22 protein-coding genes are annotated in these 16,857 nt (G+C 51.0%); 13 read left to right on the forward strand and 9 right to left on the reverse strand.

Annotated features, from left to right (window positions below):
* The first annotated feature begins 22 nt into the window (after positions 1 to 22).
* On the forward strand, positions 23 to 1,486 hold the full coding sequence (glgA, locus tag EV294_RS05190; RefSeq protein ID WP_132304444.1) for a glycogen synthase GlgA: 1,464 nt from the start codon (positions 23 to 25) through the stop codon (positions 1,484 to 1,486).
* On the forward strand, positions 1,468 to 3,438 hold the full coding sequence (locus tag EV294_RS05195; RefSeq protein ID WP_132304446.1) for a glycoside hydrolase family 15 protein: 1,971 nt from the start codon (positions 1,468 to 1,470) through the stop codon (positions 3,436 to 3,438). The genes glgA and EV294_RS05195 overlap by 19 nt, the downstream gene beginning before the upstream one ends.
* A 63-nt stretch (positions 3,439 to 3,501) precedes the next feature.
* On the opposite strand, the gene EV294_RS05200 is transcribed toward EV294_RS05195, so the two are convergent.
* From EV294_RS05200 to EV294_RS05225, 6 genes are all read right to left on the reverse strand, one after another.
* Positions 3,502 to 3,633 (reverse strand): sporulation protein YjcZ, encoded by a 132-nt coding sequence (locus EV294_RS05200; protein WP_132304448.1) that lies wholly within the window; start codon positions 3,631 to 3,633, stop codon positions 3,502 to 3,504.
* 114 nt (positions 3,634 to 3,747) lie between these two features.
* Positions 3,748 to 4,158 (reverse strand): spore germination protein GerPE, encoded by a 411-nt coding sequence (locus EV294_RS05205; RefSeq protein ID WP_132304450.1) that lies wholly within the window; start codon positions 4,156 to 4,158, stop codon positions 3,748 to 3,750.
* A gap of 14 nt (positions 4,159 to 4,172) precedes the next feature.
* Positions 4,173 to 4,394 carry a hypothetical protein gene (locus tag EV294_RS05210; RefSeq protein WP_132304452.1) on the reverse strand — a complete coding sequence of 74 codons (222 nt, stop codon included), beginning with the start codon at positions 4,392 to 4,394 and terminating at the stop codon, positions 4,173 to 4,175.
* 15 nt (positions 4,395 to 4,409) lie between these two features.
* Positions 4,410 to 5,084 carry a spore germination protein GerPC gene (locus EV294_RS05215; protein ID WP_132304454.1) on the reverse strand — a complete coding sequence of 225 codons (675 nt, stop codon included), beginning with the start codon at positions 5,082 to 5,084 and terminating at the stop codon, positions 4,410 to 4,412.
* A gap of 20 nt (positions 5,085 to 5,104) precedes the next feature.
* Complete coding sequence (locus EV294_RS05220) at positions 5,105 to 5,308, reverse strand: spore germination protein GerPB (protein WP_132304456.1); 204 nt, start codon at positions 5,306 to 5,308, stop codon at positions 5,105 to 5,107.
* 3 nt (positions 5,309 to 5,311) lie between these two features.
* On the reverse strand, positions 5,312 to 5,542 hold the full coding sequence (locus tag EV294_RS05225) for a spore germination protein (RefSeq protein WP_132304458.1): 231 nt from the start codon (positions 5,540 to 5,542) through the stop codon (positions 5,312 to 5,314).
* A gap of 155 nt (positions 5,543 to 5,697) precedes the next feature.
* Between EV294_RS05225 and EV294_RS05230 the strand changes: the two genes are divergently transcribed.
* The 10 genes from EV294_RS05230 to mntR all read left to right on the forward strand — a co-directional run bounded on the left by EV294_RS05230 (position 5,698) and on the right by mntR (position 14,008).
* Positions 5,698 to 6,159, forward strand: coding sequence for an Hsp20/alpha crystallin family protein (locus tag EV294_RS05230; RefSeq protein ID WP_243711585.1), 462 nt, complete (start codon positions 5,698 to 5,700; stop codon positions 6,157 to 6,159).
* A gap of 409 nt (positions 6,160 to 6,568) precedes the next feature.
* Positions 6,569 to 6,793, forward strand: a complete 225-nt coding sequence (locus EV294_RS05240) for a hypothetical protein (RefSeq protein ID WP_132304462.1) — start codon at positions 6,569 to 6,571, stop codon at positions 6,791 to 6,793.
* Positions 6,794 to 6,887: 94 nt separating this feature from the next.
* Entirely contained in the window at positions 6,888 to 7,325 is a 438-nt protein-coding gene (locus EV294_RS05245; protein WP_132304464.1) for a Fur family transcriptional regulator, read from the forward strand.
* Entirely contained in the window at positions 7,325 to 7,600 is a 276-nt protein-coding gene (yidD, locus tag EV294_RS05250; protein ID WP_132304466.1) for a membrane protein insertion efficiency factor YidD, read from the forward strand. The genes EV294_RS05245 and yidD overlap by 1 nt, the downstream gene beginning before the upstream one ends.
* A 378-nt stretch (positions 7,601 to 7,978) precedes the next feature.
* Positions 7,979 to 9,970 (forward strand): methionine--tRNA ligase, encoded by a 1,992-nt coding sequence (gene metG / locus EV294_RS05255; protein WP_132304468.1) that lies wholly within the window; start codon positions 7,979 to 7,981, stop codon positions 9,968 to 9,970.
* 188 nt (positions 9,971 to 10,158) lie between these two features.
* Positions 10,159 to 11,115: a metal ABC transporter solute-binding protein, Zn/Mn family gene (locus EV294_RS05260; RefSeq protein ID WP_132304470.1), complete on the forward strand. Its 957-nt coding sequence runs from the start codon at positions 10,159 to 10,161 to the stop codon at positions 11,113 to 11,115.
* Between the two features lie 30 nt (positions 11,116 to 11,145).
* A complete protein-coding gene (locus EV294_RS05265) occupies positions 11,146 to 11,946 on the forward strand; it encodes a metal ABC transporter ATP-binding protein (protein ID WP_132304472.1) in 801 nt (266 codons plus the stop codon).
* Positions 11,930 to 12,739 (forward strand): metal ABC transporter permease, encoded by an 810-nt coding sequence (locus tag EV294_RS05270; RefSeq protein ID WP_132304474.1) that lies wholly within the window; start codon positions 11,930 to 11,932, stop codon positions 12,737 to 12,739. The genes EV294_RS05265 and EV294_RS05270 overlap by 17 nt, the downstream gene beginning before the upstream one ends.
* 21 nt (positions 12,740 to 12,760) lie before the next feature.
* On the forward strand, positions 12,761 to 13,477 hold the full coding sequence (locus EV294_RS05275) for a cytochrome c biogenesis CcdA family protein (protein WP_132304476.1): 717 nt from the start codon (positions 12,761 to 12,763) through the stop codon (positions 13,475 to 13,477).
* Positions 13,478 to 13,585: 108 nt separating this feature from the next.
* A complete protein-coding gene (mntR, locus tag EV294_RS05280; RefSeq protein WP_132304478.1) occupies positions 13,586 to 14,008 on the forward strand; it encodes a transcriptional regulator MntR in 423 nt (140 codons plus the stop codon).
* Between the two features lie 243 nt (positions 14,009 to 14,251).
* Here mntR and EV294_RS05285 read toward each other — a convergent pair whose 3' ends face one another.
* Both EV294_RS05285 and EV294_RS05290 read right to left on the reverse strand, forming a co-directional pair.
* Positions 14,252 to 14,836 carry a uracil-DNA glycosylase family protein gene (locus EV294_RS05285; protein WP_132304480.1) on the reverse strand — a complete coding sequence of 195 codons (585 nt, stop codon included), beginning with the start codon at positions 14,834 to 14,836 and terminating at the stop codon, positions 14,252 to 14,254.
* A gap of 18 nt (positions 14,837 to 14,854) precedes the next feature.
* Positions 14,855 to 15,481: a hypothetical protein gene (locus EV294_RS05290; protein WP_132304482.1), complete on the reverse strand. Its 627-nt coding sequence runs from the start codon at positions 15,479 to 15,481 to the stop codon at positions 14,855 to 14,857.
* A gap of 146 nt (positions 15,482 to 15,627) precedes the next feature.
* Between EV294_RS05290 and EV294_RS05295 the strand changes: the two genes are divergently transcribed.
* Positions 15,628 to 16,557 carry a patatin-like phospholipase family protein gene (locus EV294_RS05295; RefSeq protein ID WP_132304484.1) on the forward strand — a complete coding sequence of 310 codons (930 nt, stop codon included), beginning with the start codon at positions 15,628 to 15,630 and terminating at the stop codon, positions 16,555 to 16,557.
* Here the strand turns inward: EV294_RS05295 and EV294_RS05300 are convergent.
* Positions 16,551 to 16,847, reverse strand: a complete 297-nt coding sequence (locus EV294_RS05300) for a hypothetical protein (RefSeq protein ID WP_132304486.1) — start codon at positions 16,845 to 16,847, stop codon at positions 16,551 to 16,553. The two genes, EV294_RS05295 and EV294_RS05300, sit on opposite strands and share 7 nt — an antisense overlap.
* Positions 16,848 to 16,857 lie beyond the last annotated feature (10 nt).

Genomic DNA, 16,857 nt, shown 5'->3' on the forward strand with positions numbered 1-16,857 from the left:
ATAGGGTATGAGGTGATCAGGCGTGAATATATTAATGGCCGCTTCCGAAGCAACTCCGCTCGCCAAATCGGGCGGACTGGCTGACGTTGCAGGAGCTTTGCCGAAGGCGCTCAAGCAGCGTGGAGCCGATGTTCGTATTATTATGCCCAAGTATGAAGAGATCCCAGATTATTATATTCAGAATTTTGAGCGAATTGCTGAATTTTATGTAAATTTTGGCTGGAGAAGCCAATATTGCGGATTGTTCCGGGCGGAAATCGACGGTGTGATTTTCTATTTGCTTGATAATGAATACTACTTCGGGCGCAGAGGCCTGTACGGCTATAACGACGATGCCGAGCGATTCGTCTTCTATTCCGTGGCGGTTATGGAGGCTGTGCGGTACCTGGATTACACGCCGGATATCGTACATTGCCATGATTGGCAGGCCGGACTTATTCCGTTCCTGCTCCGCACCCGTTACGCGAATGACCCAGCCTGGGACGGCGTGAAGTCGGTATTCACGATCCATAACCTGATGTATCAAGGGTTGTTCGGCATTGACCTCTTAAAGGAGCTTCTGGGAGCGGGAGACGAGATGTTCACCGCCGACAAGCTGGAGTTCCACGGTGCCGCAAGCTGCCTGAAAGGGGGGCTTGTCTATGCGGACAAGCTTACGACGGTCAGCGAAACCTACGCCCGGGAAATTCAGAGCTGGGAGCATGGCGAGAAGCTTGACGGGCTGCTGCGCAGCCGCTCCGGCGATCTGGCAGGCATTATTAACGGGATTGATACCGATTTATACGACCCGATGAACGATGATGCCCTACATACGCCTTACCGTTCCTCTACTTCCCGCAAGCGGAAGAACAAGCTGAGCTTGCAGGCGGAGCTTGGCCTTCCCGAGTCGGAAGATATCCCGCTGATCGGAATAATCAGCCGTCTCGTGGAGTCGAAGGGGATGGACCTCATTACCTGGAAGCTTGACGAGCTTATGCAGGAGGATGTACAGCTTGTAGTTCTGGGAGCGGGAGATTGGCATTACGAGAATGCCATGAATCAGCTGGTCGCCCGTTATCCGAATAAAGCCGCGGTATGGCTTGGTTACAATGACCGCCTGGCTAGAAGGATCTATGCAGGCTCGGATATTTTCCTCATGCCATCACGTTTTGAGCCTTGCGGCTTAAGCCAGCTGCTCGCTCTTCGTTACCGCTCCATTCCGGTTGTCCGGGAAACCGGCGGTCTAAAGGATACGGTCTTCTCCTATAATGAAGAGACCGGGGAAGGCAACGGCTTCAGCTTCACGCATTATAACGCGGACGATTTCATGTATACGGTGAGAAGGGCGCTTCACTTCTACCGCGATGATGCCGTATGGCGCCGCATCGTAGAAAACGCCGGCAAGGAAGATTACAGCTGGAGCCGCTCGGCAAAAGCTTATATAGCCTTGTACGATCAACTTCTTGCTTCTCGAAAGGGGACTGAAAGATGGCCCGTCACCTTGTAATCGGCAATGGTAAGCTGCTGCTCAATTTGGATCAACATTGTTTTATTCGGGATATTTATTTTCCGTATGTCGGACAGCTAAACCATGTGGGCGGTCACTATTGCCGGTTCGGGATCTGGATCGGAGGCGCATTTTCTTGGCTGGATGAGAAGGAATGGACATTCGAGCTGAACTATATCGAGGATTCCCTTGTGACGAACATTATCGCGAGGCATGAGGGACTGGGCGTAGAGCTGCAAATGAACGATGGCATTCATCAGCGCGAATGCATCTACATTAAACGGGTTGTTGTACGCAACAGGAGGAACGAAAGCCGGGAAGCCCGGCTTTTCTTCCATCAGGATCTGATGATCGAAGGCTCGGAAGTAGGAGATACGGCCGCTTACTATCCGGAAAACAATACGATGTTTCACTATAAGCGCTCGAATTACTTCATGTTTAGCGGCTGTACGGATGAAGGCGGCATTATGCAGTACTCAACGGGCATTAAAAGGTTTCACTCCGCGGAGGGAACCTGGCGCGACGCGGAAGACGGCGTGCTGATGGGCAATACGATTGCCCAAGGCTCGGTTGACAGTACGATTGGTCTGCGCACAATGGTTCCTGGCAACGGCGAGAAGACGCTGTATTACTGGATGTCCGTCGGCAAAAATCTCGAGGAAGTCAAAACCCTTCATAAATACGTGAAGGATAATCATCCAGAGAAGCTGCTCAGCCGGATCGTCATTTACTGGAAGCATTGGCTGCAGCGTTCCGAGGACAATTTAGGGGATTTGCCCAAAGAGGTCACCCGGATGTTTAAGCATAGTCTGCTGCTTGTCCGTACGCAGGTCGATGAGCGCGGTGCGATTTTGGCTGCGAATGATACGGATATTTTGCAGTATAACCGGGATCATTACAGTTATATGTGGCCGCGTGACGGCGCGCTAATCGCCGAGGCGATGTCGCTGGCAGGATATCAGAGCGTCATTACTCCGTTTTTTTATTTCTGCGCGAACGCGTTGTCTCCGGAAGGCTATTTGTATCACAAGTACAATCCGGACGGAACGGTAGGCTCCAGCTGGCATCCGTATATTGTGAAGGGGAGCCAGAGAATTCCGATCCAGGAAGACGAAACCGCGCTTGTCCTGTTCGCGTTATGGCAGGACTATTCGCGTAATCAGGTTATCGAGCTGCCCCAATCGCTCTACAGCAGCTTGATCCGGAAGGCAGCCTCCTTCCTAAGTGAATACATCGAGCCGGAGCTGTCGCTGCCGAAGCCAAGCTATGATCTTTGGGAGGAGCGGTACGGGATCTGGACTTATACGGCTGCTTCCGTGTATGCCGGTCTAATGGCAGGCGCCTTCTTCACCGAGCTGTTTGGGGATTATGAGCGGAGCGACCATTACCGCAATATGGCCCATACGGTCAAGACCGGAATATTAACGCATCTCTGGGATGAAGAGTCCGGACGTTTCGCCCGCGGGCTTGTGCAACGGGATAACCGGTGGGTGAAGGATATGACGCTGGAGAGCAGTATCTTCGGATTATGGGAGTTTGGCGTCTTGTCCGTTCATGATGAACGCGTGCAGAAGACGATGAATGCCATAAAGGAAGGTCTCCGGGTCAAGACTCATATTGGCGGCATTGCCCGATATACCAATGATTATTACTTCCAGCAATCCGGAGAAATCGACCAGGTTCCGGGCAATCCGTGGATCATCTGTACGCTGTGGGTGGCCAATTACGAGATTGAATCCGCGCTTACGCTGGCAGATCTGGAAGGTCCGCTCAGGACGCTGGAATGGGTTGTCGACCACGCATTATCGAGCGGGCTGCTGCCGGAGCAGCTTAACCCTTTCGACGGTTCGCCGCTGTCCGTGGCGCCGCTGACCTGGTCTCATGCAACCTTTGTTCAAAGCGTAAGCAAATACGCCGCGAAATACAAAGAGCTTCAGGGGGCAAAGCCGTAAAGCCATGAAGAAAAGCCGCTTAGCATATAGCTAAGCGGCTTTGTTGCGATCCGAAGCGGCTATTTAAAAGAAGCTGCAGGTACGGATAATGATAACCAGCAATATGAATAAAACAAGAATATAGGCAGCGCTATTGTTCCAGACTCCTTGAACCGGTCCATAGCCCATATTAGCTCCTGCTACAGGGTAACCCATTGTTCATTCCTCCCGAGTCGTTGTTGTGATTACCGATCACAAGACCAATATATGAGCGTGAAAGGGGGAGGAATTGGACATTTGTACCTGTGCAGATGGTTTTGATGAATTCGCCTAGGGAATAGAAATCAGCGTTTTTTCGTACTGCCGGATATGCTTGATCCTGGATTCCGCGGTTGTCCGCATCGCGTTGCCCGCGAGCAGGCTTGAAGTGGAGCCCACGCCGACCACGCTTACGCAGCCTACATTAATCCGCGGGCAGTGGTTTACCCGGTTGATGCGAACATCCTCTCCGGAGTCCGCTACCGGGTCGATTAGCTTGGGAAGCGGGCGGTTGAATATCGGATAAGATTCGAAGTACACGCTTCCCGCCCTCGTGTGATCGATTGCCCGTTGAACGGCAAGGGCATTCAGCTTAGGCGAGCCTACGGCGCGGTCCCCGAACTGAATAATCGCACCTATTGAAACGTCAACGACGGACACCAGTCCAATCTGGGATACCCTTATGGGATAAGACGCTTCCATTCGAACGGTTCCTCCTAGCCGGCCATCGGAGATTCGCCAACCGCTTCCTCTTCGCCCTCCGGTGTGGGGAGCGGAGCTAGCGGGCCGGCAATGACGGATTCGGGAGGCGTATCAAACATCGAATACAAGGTGACATAGTCGGAGTCGCCGATCTGGAACATCGAGGCCGCCGATACACCCAATATTTCAATGTTCCCAACGGTCAAGCCGCAATTGTGCACCGTGAAATTCACCATCGCTTACCTCTCCTGTCAGGCGCCATTGCCGCTTTTTAGCGACTGGACATATTTTTGCATGGCGGCATCCGCGTCTCTGATTGTTTTGGATAATATCATGTCTTTCTTCTCCTGCTCGGTTTGCGGATTTTGTCCTTGTCCTGCAGCTCCTGCCTCGGCCTCACCCGGCTTCAGCTGCATATAGAAATGGATGCGGGAAGGGAGCTGCTTGCGGATATCCTCCAGAACCATGCGGCGATGATAAGGATCAAGATCTACTCCGTATTCCGTCTCGAGCGCGATAAGCCTTTGCGCACCGTGCTGGCTTAAAAAACGGTCCACCTCGGCCCGTATGTCTGCATAAGGCTCGGACGGCGGAGTCAAGCCGGAGGCTGCCGCCGGATAAACGTTTGGCTTATGCGGAACCGCCAGCTGATCGATATCCCCGTCTCCGCCTGTTATTCCGGGCGGCGTCATTCCGATATTTAACGTACCTTCAAGCTTCTCGACCTTTAATTGGTCAAAATGATATTCCAGCTTCTCGATATTATAGGTTGGCTTGTTCTCCAGTTGCTTCAGCTGCTCGTTTAGAACAGCGAGTTGCTGCTCCAATGAATAGATCTGGCTCTGCTGCGCTCTTAGCTTGGCTTGTAGCTCAAGCGACCAGGCTTGCCATGGAGACAGCCCATTGCCGGGCGGCTGCTGCTGCATGATATAAGCCTCCTCTCATATTAAGCGGGATCGGGAAGCGGGACCAGCGACAGCGGGCTTTCTTCCCCTAGCTGCGGAGCGGGTCCAGTAAATCCGCCCGAATTGTACATTTGGGATAAAGATCGGATCGATCCCGCGCTTCCTACCTGCAAGACGGAGCTGTTCGATACGCTGTTTACCCGAAGCTGCTGTATGGTGATCGTCTGATAAATGGTCCAGTTCATGCGTTACACCACGGTTTCCAGATTGTTCTGGGAGTTGTCTTGAACGTCCGGATCAAGCGTGTTGGTTGCGCTGACCGCATTGTTTGAATTTGCCAGGCTTCCCGTCAGGAACGAGCCGGAGCCAGCATAGGTTTTCGTCTGACTGGAGGGCGATACTTGAACCGCGTCTCCGAAATGAACGACGGCACTGGAGCCGACGCTGACGACTTTTACAAATCCAACGATAGAAGGCATTCGTACTCACCCTTTTCCCTTAAAGCGTCTCGTATATTATCGTATGCGGCATACGCCCAGAGGTTCCGCCGCCCGCGCTGGATAAGTGCCCAGCGCATGGAAGGAAGTAGCCGCTCCACCCAGCTTCGCATATGCTAAGAGGGAACGGCTTGGAGGTGAACGGGATCGTGGAGAACAAATGGGATGAGCTCGAGAGATGGCTTGACGGCCAGCGGCTTCCAAAGGGCTTCGATGTGATGAAGGAGCCGGATTGGGTGGAGAAATTCGTCCGCAAGATGATGACCAAATCACTGCCATCGGCAGCAAATTCCATCTTGGATCAGGCGGATGAAAACGAGGGGCTTTCATTCTTTGAAACTCATCAGGACTTACTTGTGAAGTTCCACCTTCCGCGTGAGGTAAGCCGGGAAAATCTTCGATTGTACGTGCGCGATGACCGATTAAGGATTGAAGGACTTCCAAATCAGCAGAAGGAAATCATCAAACTGCCTAAGCTTGTGAAGCCGACCATCTGCCAGGCGGTTGTGAAAAATTATATTTTGCAAGTCAAGCTGCGCAAAAGACCCAAGGCCGGTACTTATTATGAAACGGATATACGATGGTTGAAAGGCCGCTAATCCAGGGCCTTGCGGCCGTCGTTTTCTTTTGGGGAGAAAACGATATTATGGCTAAGCGGTGAAAGCCGTTTCACCTTGTCGCCTTTTCTTGCGGATTGCGGCTGGCGAATGAAGGGACAATCCCTTATAATGCTAATTGTGTGCTTGCATTATTACATAGGGGAGTGTATGCAGTGACTTTAGTCGATGTCAGTGACATCTCTAGATCATTATTTATTATCGGGGTCGTCTTCTTATTGCTCATTTTCGGATTATTGAGTCTTGGCATTCTTCGTATGTTCCAGCAGCGCTTTCGTTACGGATGGGTTTGTTTTGCGGGAGCGGTCGTCAGCTTTATCGTTTTAATGATTATATTGAACAAATGGTATGTATAGCGGGTTTCTGCAGATAAGTAGGGAGGGTTTCCGTTATGATGTGGACGGCGATCTGGTTTGTTATTAATATGTTTTTTGTGGCATCGGTCATTACCTTGCTGTTCATGCATCGATCCGTTACGGAAGCGGCCCTGGATCCCGCAGGCGGGGAACGACTCGCGGCGGCGAAAACAAGACGCAAATGGGTGTCGATCATAAGCATTGTGTTATTCCTGGCTATGTGTGCAAGTTTTCTGATAAACATGCGGCTGAACGGATGAATCAAGCCGCGTCCTAAGAGAGGCTCTCATTGACGAGAGTCTTTTTTTTCGGCATTATGAATAGAAAGACACTTTATTGTCGGAGGTCCTTCCATTGCATACCATAGATGAAATTATACAAAGAATGACCGGACAAGGACTTCGCATTACGGACCAGCGCAAATCGCTGGCCAAATTATTTGCGGAGACTCCGGGCTACCTGGCACCCAAGGAAGTTTACGAATATATGGGCAAGTCCTACTCGGGCCTGAGCTTTGATACCGTATACCGCAATTTGCGCGTGATGGAGGAGCTTGGGGTTATCGAGCAGGTTATCTTTGAGGATGGCGTTAAATTCAAGCTTCATTGCAGGGAAAACGACCATCACCATCATATGATTTGTCTGCAATGCGGCCATACGTACCCGATTACGTTCTGTCCGATGGAGCAGACGGTCGTGCCGGATGATTTCCGAGTGGTGAAGCATAAATTCGAAGTATTCGGCTACTGCAAAGACTGCATTCAAGAAGAGTCGGAAGCCGGGGCAAACTGATGGCGCACAGCCGAACGGCCGTAAGGGTGATGAAGGCGCCGGTCCTTTTTTACCGGAAGGTTATATCGCCGCTTACGCCGCCGACCTGCCGTTATTATCCCACTTGTTCGGCGTATGCCCTCGAGGCGCTTGAGAAGCACGGAGCTGTTAAGGGCTCATGGCTTGCCGCCAAACGGATCGCCAGATGCCATCCGTTCCATCCCGGGGGGTACGATCCCGTTCCGCCTGTCCCGGGCGAGCAGAAGAACGATGCGGACGGAACGGCTGCTCCTTGACAATGGAGCACTCCATTGGTTATATTTTGTCATATAAGCATATTTCCTATATTCGATGAACGGATAAGTACGATGAAGATGCCATGACAGAGAGCCGGGCGACACGCTGGAAGCCGGTATGGATACACATCGGAAGATGGTCCCGGAGAATCTGTTTCCGAGCCTGCATGAGAGGTAAGGGAATCGCGTAAAGCCGGCGTTAACGGCTCTGCCGCTCAGAATGGCGGCAACACGAAGCTGCTGTGCGGTGGTTGAATCATAAAAGCGCAGCGGGAATTTGGGTGGTACCGCGTGAGTGAACTTGAACTCTCGTCCCATGTTGGACGGGAGTTTTTTGCGTTCTCTCGCTTCATTACGATCATAACGGAGGAATGACAAATGGGTAACGATAAAAAAACCTTCTATCTGACGACGCCGATCTATTATCCGAGCGATAAGCTTCATATCGGACATGCGTATACGACGGTAGCAGGCGATGCCATGGCGCGCTATAAACGTCTTCGGGGGTACGATGTCTGGTATTTGACCGGCACGGACGAGCATGGCCAGAAAATCGAACGCAACGCCAAGGACAAAAACAAATCGCCGCAGCAGTTTGTCGATGATATCGTGGTTGGCATCAAAGAGCTCTGGTCAAAGCTGGAAATTTCGAACGACGATTTTATTCGCACGACGGAGCCGCGCCATAAGGAAGCGGTTGAGAAGATTTTCGCCCAATTGCTGAAGCAGGACGATATTTACAAAGGCGAATACGAGGGCTGGTATTGTACGCCATGCGAATCGTTCTTCCTTGAGCGCCAGCTGGTGAACGGCAACTGTCCGGACTGCGGACGTCCGGTAGAGCTGGTGAAGGAAGAAAGCTATTTCTTCCGGATGAGCAAATACGCCGATCGCCTTCTGAAGCATTACGAAGAGAACCCGGATTTCATTCAACCGGAATCGCGCAAGAACGAAATGATCAACAACTTCATTAAGCCGGGTCTGGAAGATCTTGCGGTATCCCGTACAACCTTCGACTGGGGCATCAAAGTCCCTGGAGATCCAAAGCATGTCATCTATGTCTGGATCGATGCGTTGTCGAACTACATCACAGCTCTCGGTTATGGCAAAGAAGGAAGCAGCGATTTGTATGACCGCTTCTGGCCCGCAGACGTTCATCTGGTCGGCAAGGAAATCGTGCGTTTCCATACGATCTATTGGCCAATCATGCTGATGGCCCTTGGACTGCCGCTTCCGAAGAAGGTGTTTGCGCATGGCTGGCTGTTGATGAAGGATGGCAAAATGTCGAAGTCGAAAGGGAACGTTGTTGACCCGGTGACCTTGATCGACCGTTACGGCCTGGATGCGGTTCGTTACTACCTGCTCCGCGAGGTGCCGTTTGGTTCCGACGGTACATTCACTCCGGAAAATTTTGTTGACCGAATCAACTTCGATCTGGCAAACGACCTTGGCAACCTGCTCAACCGTACGGTAGCGATGATCGATAAATATTTCGATGGCGAAATTCCCGCTTACGGCGGCAATGTAACGGCATTTGACGAGTCTCTGCAAGTGCTTGCGGCAGAAACCGTACGCCAGGTTGAAGCGTCTATGGAAACGATGGAATTCTCCGTTGCTCTGTCGGCGATCTGGCAGTTTGTCAGCCGTACGAATAAATATATTGACGAGACGTCTCCATGGGCGCTTGCGAAGGACGAAGCGAAGAAGAACGAACTGGCTTCCGTCATGTATCATCTGGCGGAATCGCTCCGCATCATCTCGATCCTGCTTCAGCCTTACCTGACGCACGCTCCTCGCGAGCTGTGGCGCCAGCTTGGCCTGGAAGAAGGCGAATTGACCGCTTGGGACAGCACCAAGCGCTTCGGACAGCTGCCTGGCGGCACGCGCGTAAGCAAGGGAGCGCCTGTCTTCCCTCGTCTGGATGCGGCCGAAGAAGTAGCCTATATCGCTGCTGCCATGGGCGGCGGAGCCGCGGCTAAGACCGAAGCGGCTGCGCCGGCGGCAGACAACGCGCCGCAAGCGGCCGTGCCGGCGGTTGAAGCGAAGGAAGAAATCGGCATTGAGGATTTCGGCAAGGTTGAGCTTCGCGTCGCTCAAGTCATTGCAGCCGAGCCGGTGCAAAAAGCCGACAAGCTGCTCAAGCTGCAGCTTGATCTTGGCTATGAGCAGCGCCAGGTGGTATCCGGTATCGCTAAGTTTTACACGCCGGAGCAGATGGTTGGCCGCAAAGTCATTTGCGTAACCAACCTGAAGCCGGTGAAGCTTCGCGGCGAGCTGTCGCAAGGGATGATCCTCGCGGCTTCGCATGGCGATCATTTAACGCTTGCAACGGTGCCGGATGACATGCCAAACGGCGCAGTCGTGAAGTAAATCGTAATATCGAGAACCGCCCGGATATCCAGTCCGAGGCGGTTCTCTTTCGTCATCACGTATGCACGGGTACCGGCTTGTAAATAGTAGTTAATAGTTTTTGGTTGACAGGGTGTAATCCCGCTCGTATAATCTAGAACGTAATAGTAACGATTACTAAAAAGAGTTTCGAAATGGAGATTATACGAATGCGCTCTATAAAACATATGAGTTTGCTGCTGTCGGCCATGATCGTATTTTTGGCAGCTTGCGGGACTAATTCGGATAAAACGCTGGTTGAAGGCAAGACCAATGTCGTTACCAGCTTTTATCCCCTCTATTATTTGGCATCGGAAATTGGCGGAGACCGCGTAAATGTCGTCAATCTTATTCCCGCCGGCGTAGAGCCTCATGACTGGACGCCCAAGAGCCAAGATTTGACCATCGCTTCGAAGGCGCAGCTGTTCTTGTATAACGGGGCCGGCCTTGAAGGCTGGACGGATGATTTTTTGAATGGTCTGCCCAAGAACACCGGCCTGATCACGGCCGAGATGAGCAAGGGAATTGAACTTATACATGGAAATCCCGAAGAAGAAGAGGAAGACCACGATCATGGCGAGCATGATCATGACCACGGGCTTGATGTCGATCCGCATACCTGGGTGAGTCCGAAGTCTGCTATGGTGATGGCGGCCAATGTGAAGGACAGCTTGATTCAGGCCGATCCTGCCCACAAGGAAGATTTCGAGGCGAATTATGATGAGCTTGCAGGCAAGCTGGAAGCGCTGAACGAGGAATTTGAGTCTAAGTTAGCGGCAGCACCCCATAAATCGATTGTAGTCTCCCATCAGGCTTTTGGTTATTTAGCCAGAGACTATGGGTTGACGCAGATCGCGATAACAGGTCTGTCCCCCGATGCCGAGCCGCGCGCCCAGGATTTGCTTAAGGTTGCGAAGTTTGTGAAGTCGGAGGGCATCAAATATATTTATTTCGAAGAGATGGTATCGCCGGATCTGGCAAAAACGATCGCAAGCGAAACGCATACGAAGCTGCTCGTGCTTAATCCGATCGAGGGTCTTACGCCAAAGCAGGAAAAAGCCGGCGAGGATTATCTCAGCTTGATGCAGAAGAATCTGCAAAATTTATTGACCGGATTACAGGAATAATACAAGGGTTATGGAGAGAGGAGGGCAACGATGCAAAACGCGAGTTGTCACCAAGATATAATAACGCTGGAGAACGTATCTTTTTCCTATCAGAGCCAGGCGGTTCACAAAGGGCTTAATTTTTCGGTAAAAGAACGGGATTTCATAGGTTTGATCGGCTCAAACGGCGCTGGCAAAACAACCTTGCTTCGCATGATTGTCGGGCTGCTGAAGCCGGAGAGCGGAACGATTCGCCTGTTCGGCCAGCCGGTGTCCCAGTTCAAGGACTGGGATCGGATCGGTTACGTGCCGCAGAAAAATTCGTTTAATCCGCTGTTCCCGGCAACCGTGCGAGAGGTTGTATTGTCGGGGCTGTACAGCCGGAATAAGCTTTTCCGCAAAATCACGAAAGCCGATCAGAAGAAATGCGAGGATGCCCTTCACGCGATGAATATAGAGGATCTGGCAATGAAGCGGATCGGAGAGCTGTCCGGCGGACAGCAGCAGCGGGTGTTTCTCGCAAGAGCCCTGATTAACAATCCGTCGCTTCTGATTTTGGATGAACCAACGGTTGGCATCGATTCGGAGACGCAGGAAGGCTTTTTCCATATGATCAAGCATATGCACCAGCATCATAACATTACGTTTCTAATGGTATCGCACGACATGGAAATGATCCGGTCTTATCTAGGCCAGCAGCCTGCGGCGGAAAGCGGCAAGCTGAAATTTTACAAGAAGCATTCGCATGATCTGCAGAATTGCGTAGAGAACGATTTGACGCATAGCTTGAAGGAGCTTCGTCAACAAATGGAGAGCAGGAGAGAGGTCGTTACGGTTGGAGATCTTGGCTAGTGAGTTTTTTCAGCGGGCGTTAATCGGAGGCGTACTGATCGGGATCACGGCACCGCTTATGGGTATTTTTCTCGTGCTGCGCCGCTTATCGATGATTGGCGACACATTGTCCCACGTATCGATTGCGGGGGTTGCCCTAGGATTCCTGATTGGCGTATATCCGGTAGCGGTTGGCCTGGTGTTCGCGATTATTGCTTCCTTCTTTATCGAGAAGCTGCGGAAAACGTACAAAACATACGCGGAATTGTCCATTGCCATTATCATGTCCGGCGGCGTTGCGCTGGCTTCGATATTGTTCACGATGGGCAGGGGCTTTAATATTAATGTGAACGGTTATTTGTTCGGCAGTATTTTTACCCTCGACAATGTGGACCTCATTACGATTGCGGTCGTTACGGTTGTGGTATTGGTAGCCATCCGCACGCAGCTGAAGGAGCTGTTCCTGCTTACGTTCGACGAGGATGCGGCAGCTGTTAGCGGCTTGCCCGTTCGGTTCTATAATGTTATGATTAGCGTGCTTACTGCACTTGTCATTAGCGCGTCTATTAAAATCGTGGGAGCGTTGCTTGTTTCGGCACTGCTTACTATTCCGGCTGCCTGCAGCCTGATTATAGCCCGCAGCTTTCGCCAAAGCGTCATTACGGTTGTCGTGATCGGGGAGCTGGCCGTTGTGGCCGGACTGATGCTGGCAGGCGTATGGAATCTTGCGCCGGGCGGTACGATCGTTTTGTTATTGATTGCGATTATGCTTGTTCTTCTGCTGCTGAAGCGCGGTTTGAAGATGGGAAGTTAACTTCGACTGAGGTGTTTAACTTTGGATAACATTAACGTATGGCTGGCGTTTGGCGCCGGCTTTGCTTCATTTATCTCGCCTTGCTGCCTGCCTTTATATCCTTCGTATTTATCCTACATAACCGGCATTTCCGTTAGTGATTTGAAGAATAACAATCAGACTTCCCAGATGAGAATGAGGACGATGTCGCATACCTTGTTTTTTATACTTGGATTTTGCACGGTGTATTACACGCTTGGCTACGGCTCCAACGTATTCGCTGAATTTTTCAGCCAATACGAGGATTTGATCCGGAAGCTTTCGGCTATTCTGATCGTGCTCATGGGCTTATTCCTCGCGGGTATTTTCCAGCCCCAGGCGCTTATGAAGGAACGCCGTTTCCATTTTGACCCGACCAAAAAAACCGGATATCTCGGTTCGTTTATTTTTGGCGTCGGCTTCTCGGCAGGCTGGACGCCTTGCATCGGTCCGGCATTGACCGCGATTCTGGCCCTGGCGGCGTCGAAGCCGGGAACATGGTTCGAGCTGACGACCGCGTATGCTTTAGGCTTCGCCATTCCGTTTTTCCTGTTGGCCTTTTTCCTTGGATCGGCTCGTTGGCTGCTTAAATATTCGTCCGTCGTCATGCGAATCGGCGGGGGCGTCATGGTGCTGATGGGGATCCTTCTGTTTACGGATCAGATGACCAAAATTACGATTTGGCTGAATCAGGTAACGCCTGCTTTCATGAAGTTTTAATGGAGACGCGTAAGCGAATCGGCTTGCAGTAGCATTAAAAATCGTTGTATGATACTAAGAGTAACGCCATGAGACAAGGTGTAGAATGCAGGGTTAGGGGGTTCTTCATTGCCGACTCCGAGCATGGAAGACTACTTGGAACGTATTTATAAGCTTATTGATGAAAAGGGCTATGCGCGCGTATCGGATATAGCCGAAGGGCTTGAGGTGCATCCTTCATCTGTCACCAAGATGATTCAGAAGCTGGACAAAGACAACTACTTGATTTATGAGAAATACCGCGGGCTTGTTCTGACAAGCAAAGGGAAAAAGATGGGGAAACGGCTAGTTGACCGTCATCATTTACTCGAGTCGTTCCTGACGATTATCGGCGTGCAGGAAGAGAACATTTACCGCGATGTGGAAGGCATCGAGCATCATTTGAGCTGGGATTCAATCACTTGCATCGAGACCTTGGTTGAATTCTTTAACCGTGAGCCATCTCGCTTGGACGAGCTGAGAGGGATCCGGACTGAACTGGATACGGAATGAAAGGCTCGCCGCTTGCGGCGGGCTTTTTTAGTTGTCCTGTGGGAGGCGGCCGGAATCGGGCTTGGGGCACGGGGTATCTCCTTCGGCATCTGTTGTCCGGGTATGGCTTGAACAATATGCAGCCATGGCTGCAATACCCGGACAAAGGCGGACGCTACGCTCCTCCAGGAGATACCCCTTAGCCCCGGCGCCGCCGCAGACAACGTAAAAAAGCCCGCCGTAAAATCGGCGGGCGTAGTATATCTATCCTTTAAGGCCAAGAACATCCCAGACTATTTCTCTAATCTCCGGCACTCTTTTCTCCTCGAACGACGGATGGGTTTTGAACCACCTTACATTCAGTGGAGAAGGGTGGGGGAGGACAATGGCCGGTTTCCCGTTAATCTGAGCATTTTCGAGGACCAAGTCTTCGAAATTTTCCTTTGGAAACAAATATTTCGCCGCTCGGGCACCGATGATGATATAGATCTGATTGTCCACCATCTCCATCTCTTTGGCGAGCCATTTATTCGCGCAGGCAAGCGGCGGAGGGTTGTCTCCGCCTTTAGGGTGCTTGCCGGGAAAGCAATGGGCGAGACCCGTCATATAGAAGTTATCTTCATTGTAAAAAATGTCGTCCGTAATTTGATACCACTGATACTTCAGCTTTGCCCCCGAAGGGTCATTAAACGGCAGGCCGCTCTCGTGCACCTTTTTGGAGGGAGCTTGACCGATCTGCATGATCTTCGACTGCGCTTTTCCGTGGAAGACGGGATGGGGCGTAAATCCAAATTTCTGTTTGCAATCCATACAGCTTATAATTTGTTCTTTTATTTCATGAAAGCTCATTGTCTACTCTCCGAATATCTATATAGTATCTTCTAGTTTGAACCATTTGCCGTATTGAGAGAATAACTTCCGTTTAAGTTTATCCCCAACCATAGGAAAAGTCTGCTCGAAGGAATAGTTGTAAAAATCCAATAGATCCGTCCGTACGGACCTTAACATTGAGATGAGTTCATCGTGTTTATACGAAATGCAGAACATGGCTTTTCTCTTTTCCTCAGACATTTCTTTATTCCATTTCCCTGAAAAATCATCGGACCAAACCTTAACGTTATTCTCTTCGTATTGAAGGGATGGGTAAGGATCATGACCAAGCCATGGACTTGTTCCGCCTCGTACCGACTTGTATACCTCCTGCCAATCTTCCAGTCCGCAGCAGCAGCTTGGAGTTATTACGCGTTCCTCGTCCGCAAAAGCGATTCCGCCGCTTATGGCGACTTTATCCTTTTTTATTAGCTTCTTGAAAACCTTATCCGGTTTTTGTTCAATATCTATATCGTTATACCAGCATAACAACGTCAGAAAGAGTACGGCGTCTTCCGTTGTGGAATTTTTCGATAGGATAACCGTATCTTTATAATTAACTTCCGGCAGCCAAGGGGGCTGCTTGCAGAATGGATTTGTGATGACCGCATGTATTTTTGCCATGTGACAACTCCTGTCAGCCTTGCAGGGTAAAATGGTTCTTCGCTATATTTTCTCACAACGCTAACATGTAGACAATTCTTCTTCGCATATATAATTCTGATGGAAGCCGGATTTGACACTGCTTCCGTTGTCCGGAGGATGCGGAAGTGAAGATTAACGCAGTGTTCGAAGGCGGAGGAGTGAAGGGGATATCGCTGGCAGGTGCGGTCAGAGCCGCGGAGATGCAGGGGATTCAATTCAACCAGGTGGCGGGTACGTCAAGCGGGGCTATCATTTCTGCGCTGATTGCGGCGAATTACAGCGGTCTGGACATCAAGCGGATCGTGGAGAATACGCCTTTCTCGTCGTTTCTGAAGAGATCGTTTATCTTTAACCTGAAGGTAATCAGTCCGGCTTTAAGGGTGCTTATCAAAAAGGGGCTTTATAGCGGCGAAGCGCTGGAGTATTGGATGTCATGCCTGCTGGAGGCAAAGGGGATAAAAACGTTTGGGGATTTGCCGGAATGCAAGCTTCGCATCGTAGCTTCGGATATTACGAACGGGAGATTGCTTGTGCTGCCGGAGGATGTAAGGATTTACGGCATGGATCCGCAGAAGCTGAGCGTTGCGCGGGCAGTCCGGATGAGCGCCAGCATTCCCTACTTCTTCGACCCGGTCGTCATCCGTTACTCGAAGCTTCTTTCCTTAACGGATAACGGTAAAGAGAAAGCGAAGCTTCATCAGGCTTATATCGTGGACGGAGGCTTGTTAAGCAATTTTCCGTTATGGCTGTTCGATAAGGAGCAGGCGGGAAGAACGAATCCCGTTCCGACGGTAGGCTTCCAAATGGTCGGTAAAAACGACAACGAACCGCATGAAATACGCGGTCCGTTGACAATGCTTGAAGCGATATTCGAGACGATGATGCAAGCCCATGACGAGCGCTACATTAAGAAATATGCGCGCGACCGGACGGTGAAAATTCCTACTCTAGGTGTCCGGACTACACAATTCCATCTGCCCGAAGGGATGGCGGAAAAGCTGTTCCAATCCGGCTTCAAGGCCGCAACGCAGTTTTTCGAGGGCTTTCGTCAATGATACTTCGGCAGGTCATCGTCATCTTTGCCGCCATCGATTACCCGGAACGGCGCGCGGCGGGACTTCGGTTTTTGCCGAGGTGTCGTTTTTGTTTGTTTCACGTAAGGCTGCTGTCTGACCCGGACACGGGTGCCCCATGTGTTGGGCGGATATTTATACAGCAGGAAAATGCCGCCCAGCACAATGATGGGAATTAGAAACGAAGTAAGATGCTGTCCGATTCCGTACAAAATCCCGATGGCCAGTAGCGTCAGCACGATAATTGACGATGCGTTCCATCTCCGCGGCATAATATCACCT

Origin of the sequence: Paenibacillus sp. BK033 (assembly GCF_004345425.1) — a bacterium.
GTDB lineage: Bacteria > Bacillota > Bacilli > Paenibacillales > Paenibacillaceae > Pristimantibacillus.

Coding starts and splice junctions, on each gene's coding strand:
- EV294_RS05225 (WP_132304458.1), bottom strand. CDS start 5,542: ATGCCTTCTATCGTTGGATTTGTAAAAGTCGTCAGCGTCGGCTCCAGT.
- EV294_RS05240 (WP_132304462.1), top strand. CDS start 6,569: ATGATGTGGACGGCGATCTGGTTTGTTATTAATATGTTTTTTGTGGCA.
- yidD (WP_132304466.1), top strand. CDS start 7,325: ATGGCGCACAGCCGAACGGCCGTAAGGGTGATGAAGGCGCCGGTCCTT.
- EV294_RS05205 (WP_132304450.1), bottom strand. CDS start 4,158: ATGGAAGCGTCTTATCCCATAAGGGTATCCCAGATTGGACTGGTGTCC.
- EV294_RS05200 (WP_132304448.1), bottom strand. CDS start 3,633: ATGGGTTACCCTGTAGCAGGAGCTAATATGGGCTATGGACCGGTTCAA.
- EV294_RS05220 (WP_132304456.1), bottom strand. CDS start 5,308: ATGAACTGGACCATTTATCAGACGATCACCATACAGCAGCTTCGGGTA.
- EV294_RS05215 (WP_132304454.1), bottom strand. CDS start 5,084: ATGCAGCAGCAGCCGCCCGGCAATGGGCTGTCTCCATGGCAAGCCTGG.
- EV294_RS05195 (WP_132304446.1), top strand. CDS start 1,468: ATGGCCCGTCACCTTGTAATCGGCAATGGTAAGCTGCTGCTCAATTTG.
- metG (WP_132304468.1), top strand. CDS start 7,979: ATGGGTAACGATAAAAAAACCTTCTATCTGACGACGCCGATCTATTAT.
- EV294_RS05210 (WP_132304452.1), bottom strand. CDS start 4,394: ATGGTGAATTTCACGGTGCACAATTGCGGCTTGACCGTTGGGAACATT.
- EV294_RS05290 (WP_132304482.1), bottom strand. CDS start 15,481: ATGGCAAAAATACATGCGGTCATCACAAATCCATTCTGCAAGCAGCCC.
- EV294_RS05300 (WP_132304486.1), bottom strand. CDS start 16,847: ATGCCGCGGAGATGGAACGCATCGTCAATTATCGTGCTGACGCTACTG.
- EV294_RS05260 (WP_132304470.1), top strand. CDS start 10,159: ATGCGCTCTATAAAACATATGAGTTTGCTGCTGTCGGCCATGATCGTA.
- EV294_RS05285 (WP_132304480.1), bottom strand. CDS start 14,836: ATGAGCTTTCATGAAATAAAAGAACAAATTATAAGCTGTATGGATTGC.
- EV294_RS05265 (WP_132304472.1), top strand. CDS start 11,146: ATGCAAAACGCGAGTTGTCACCAAGATATAATAACGCTGGAGAACGTA.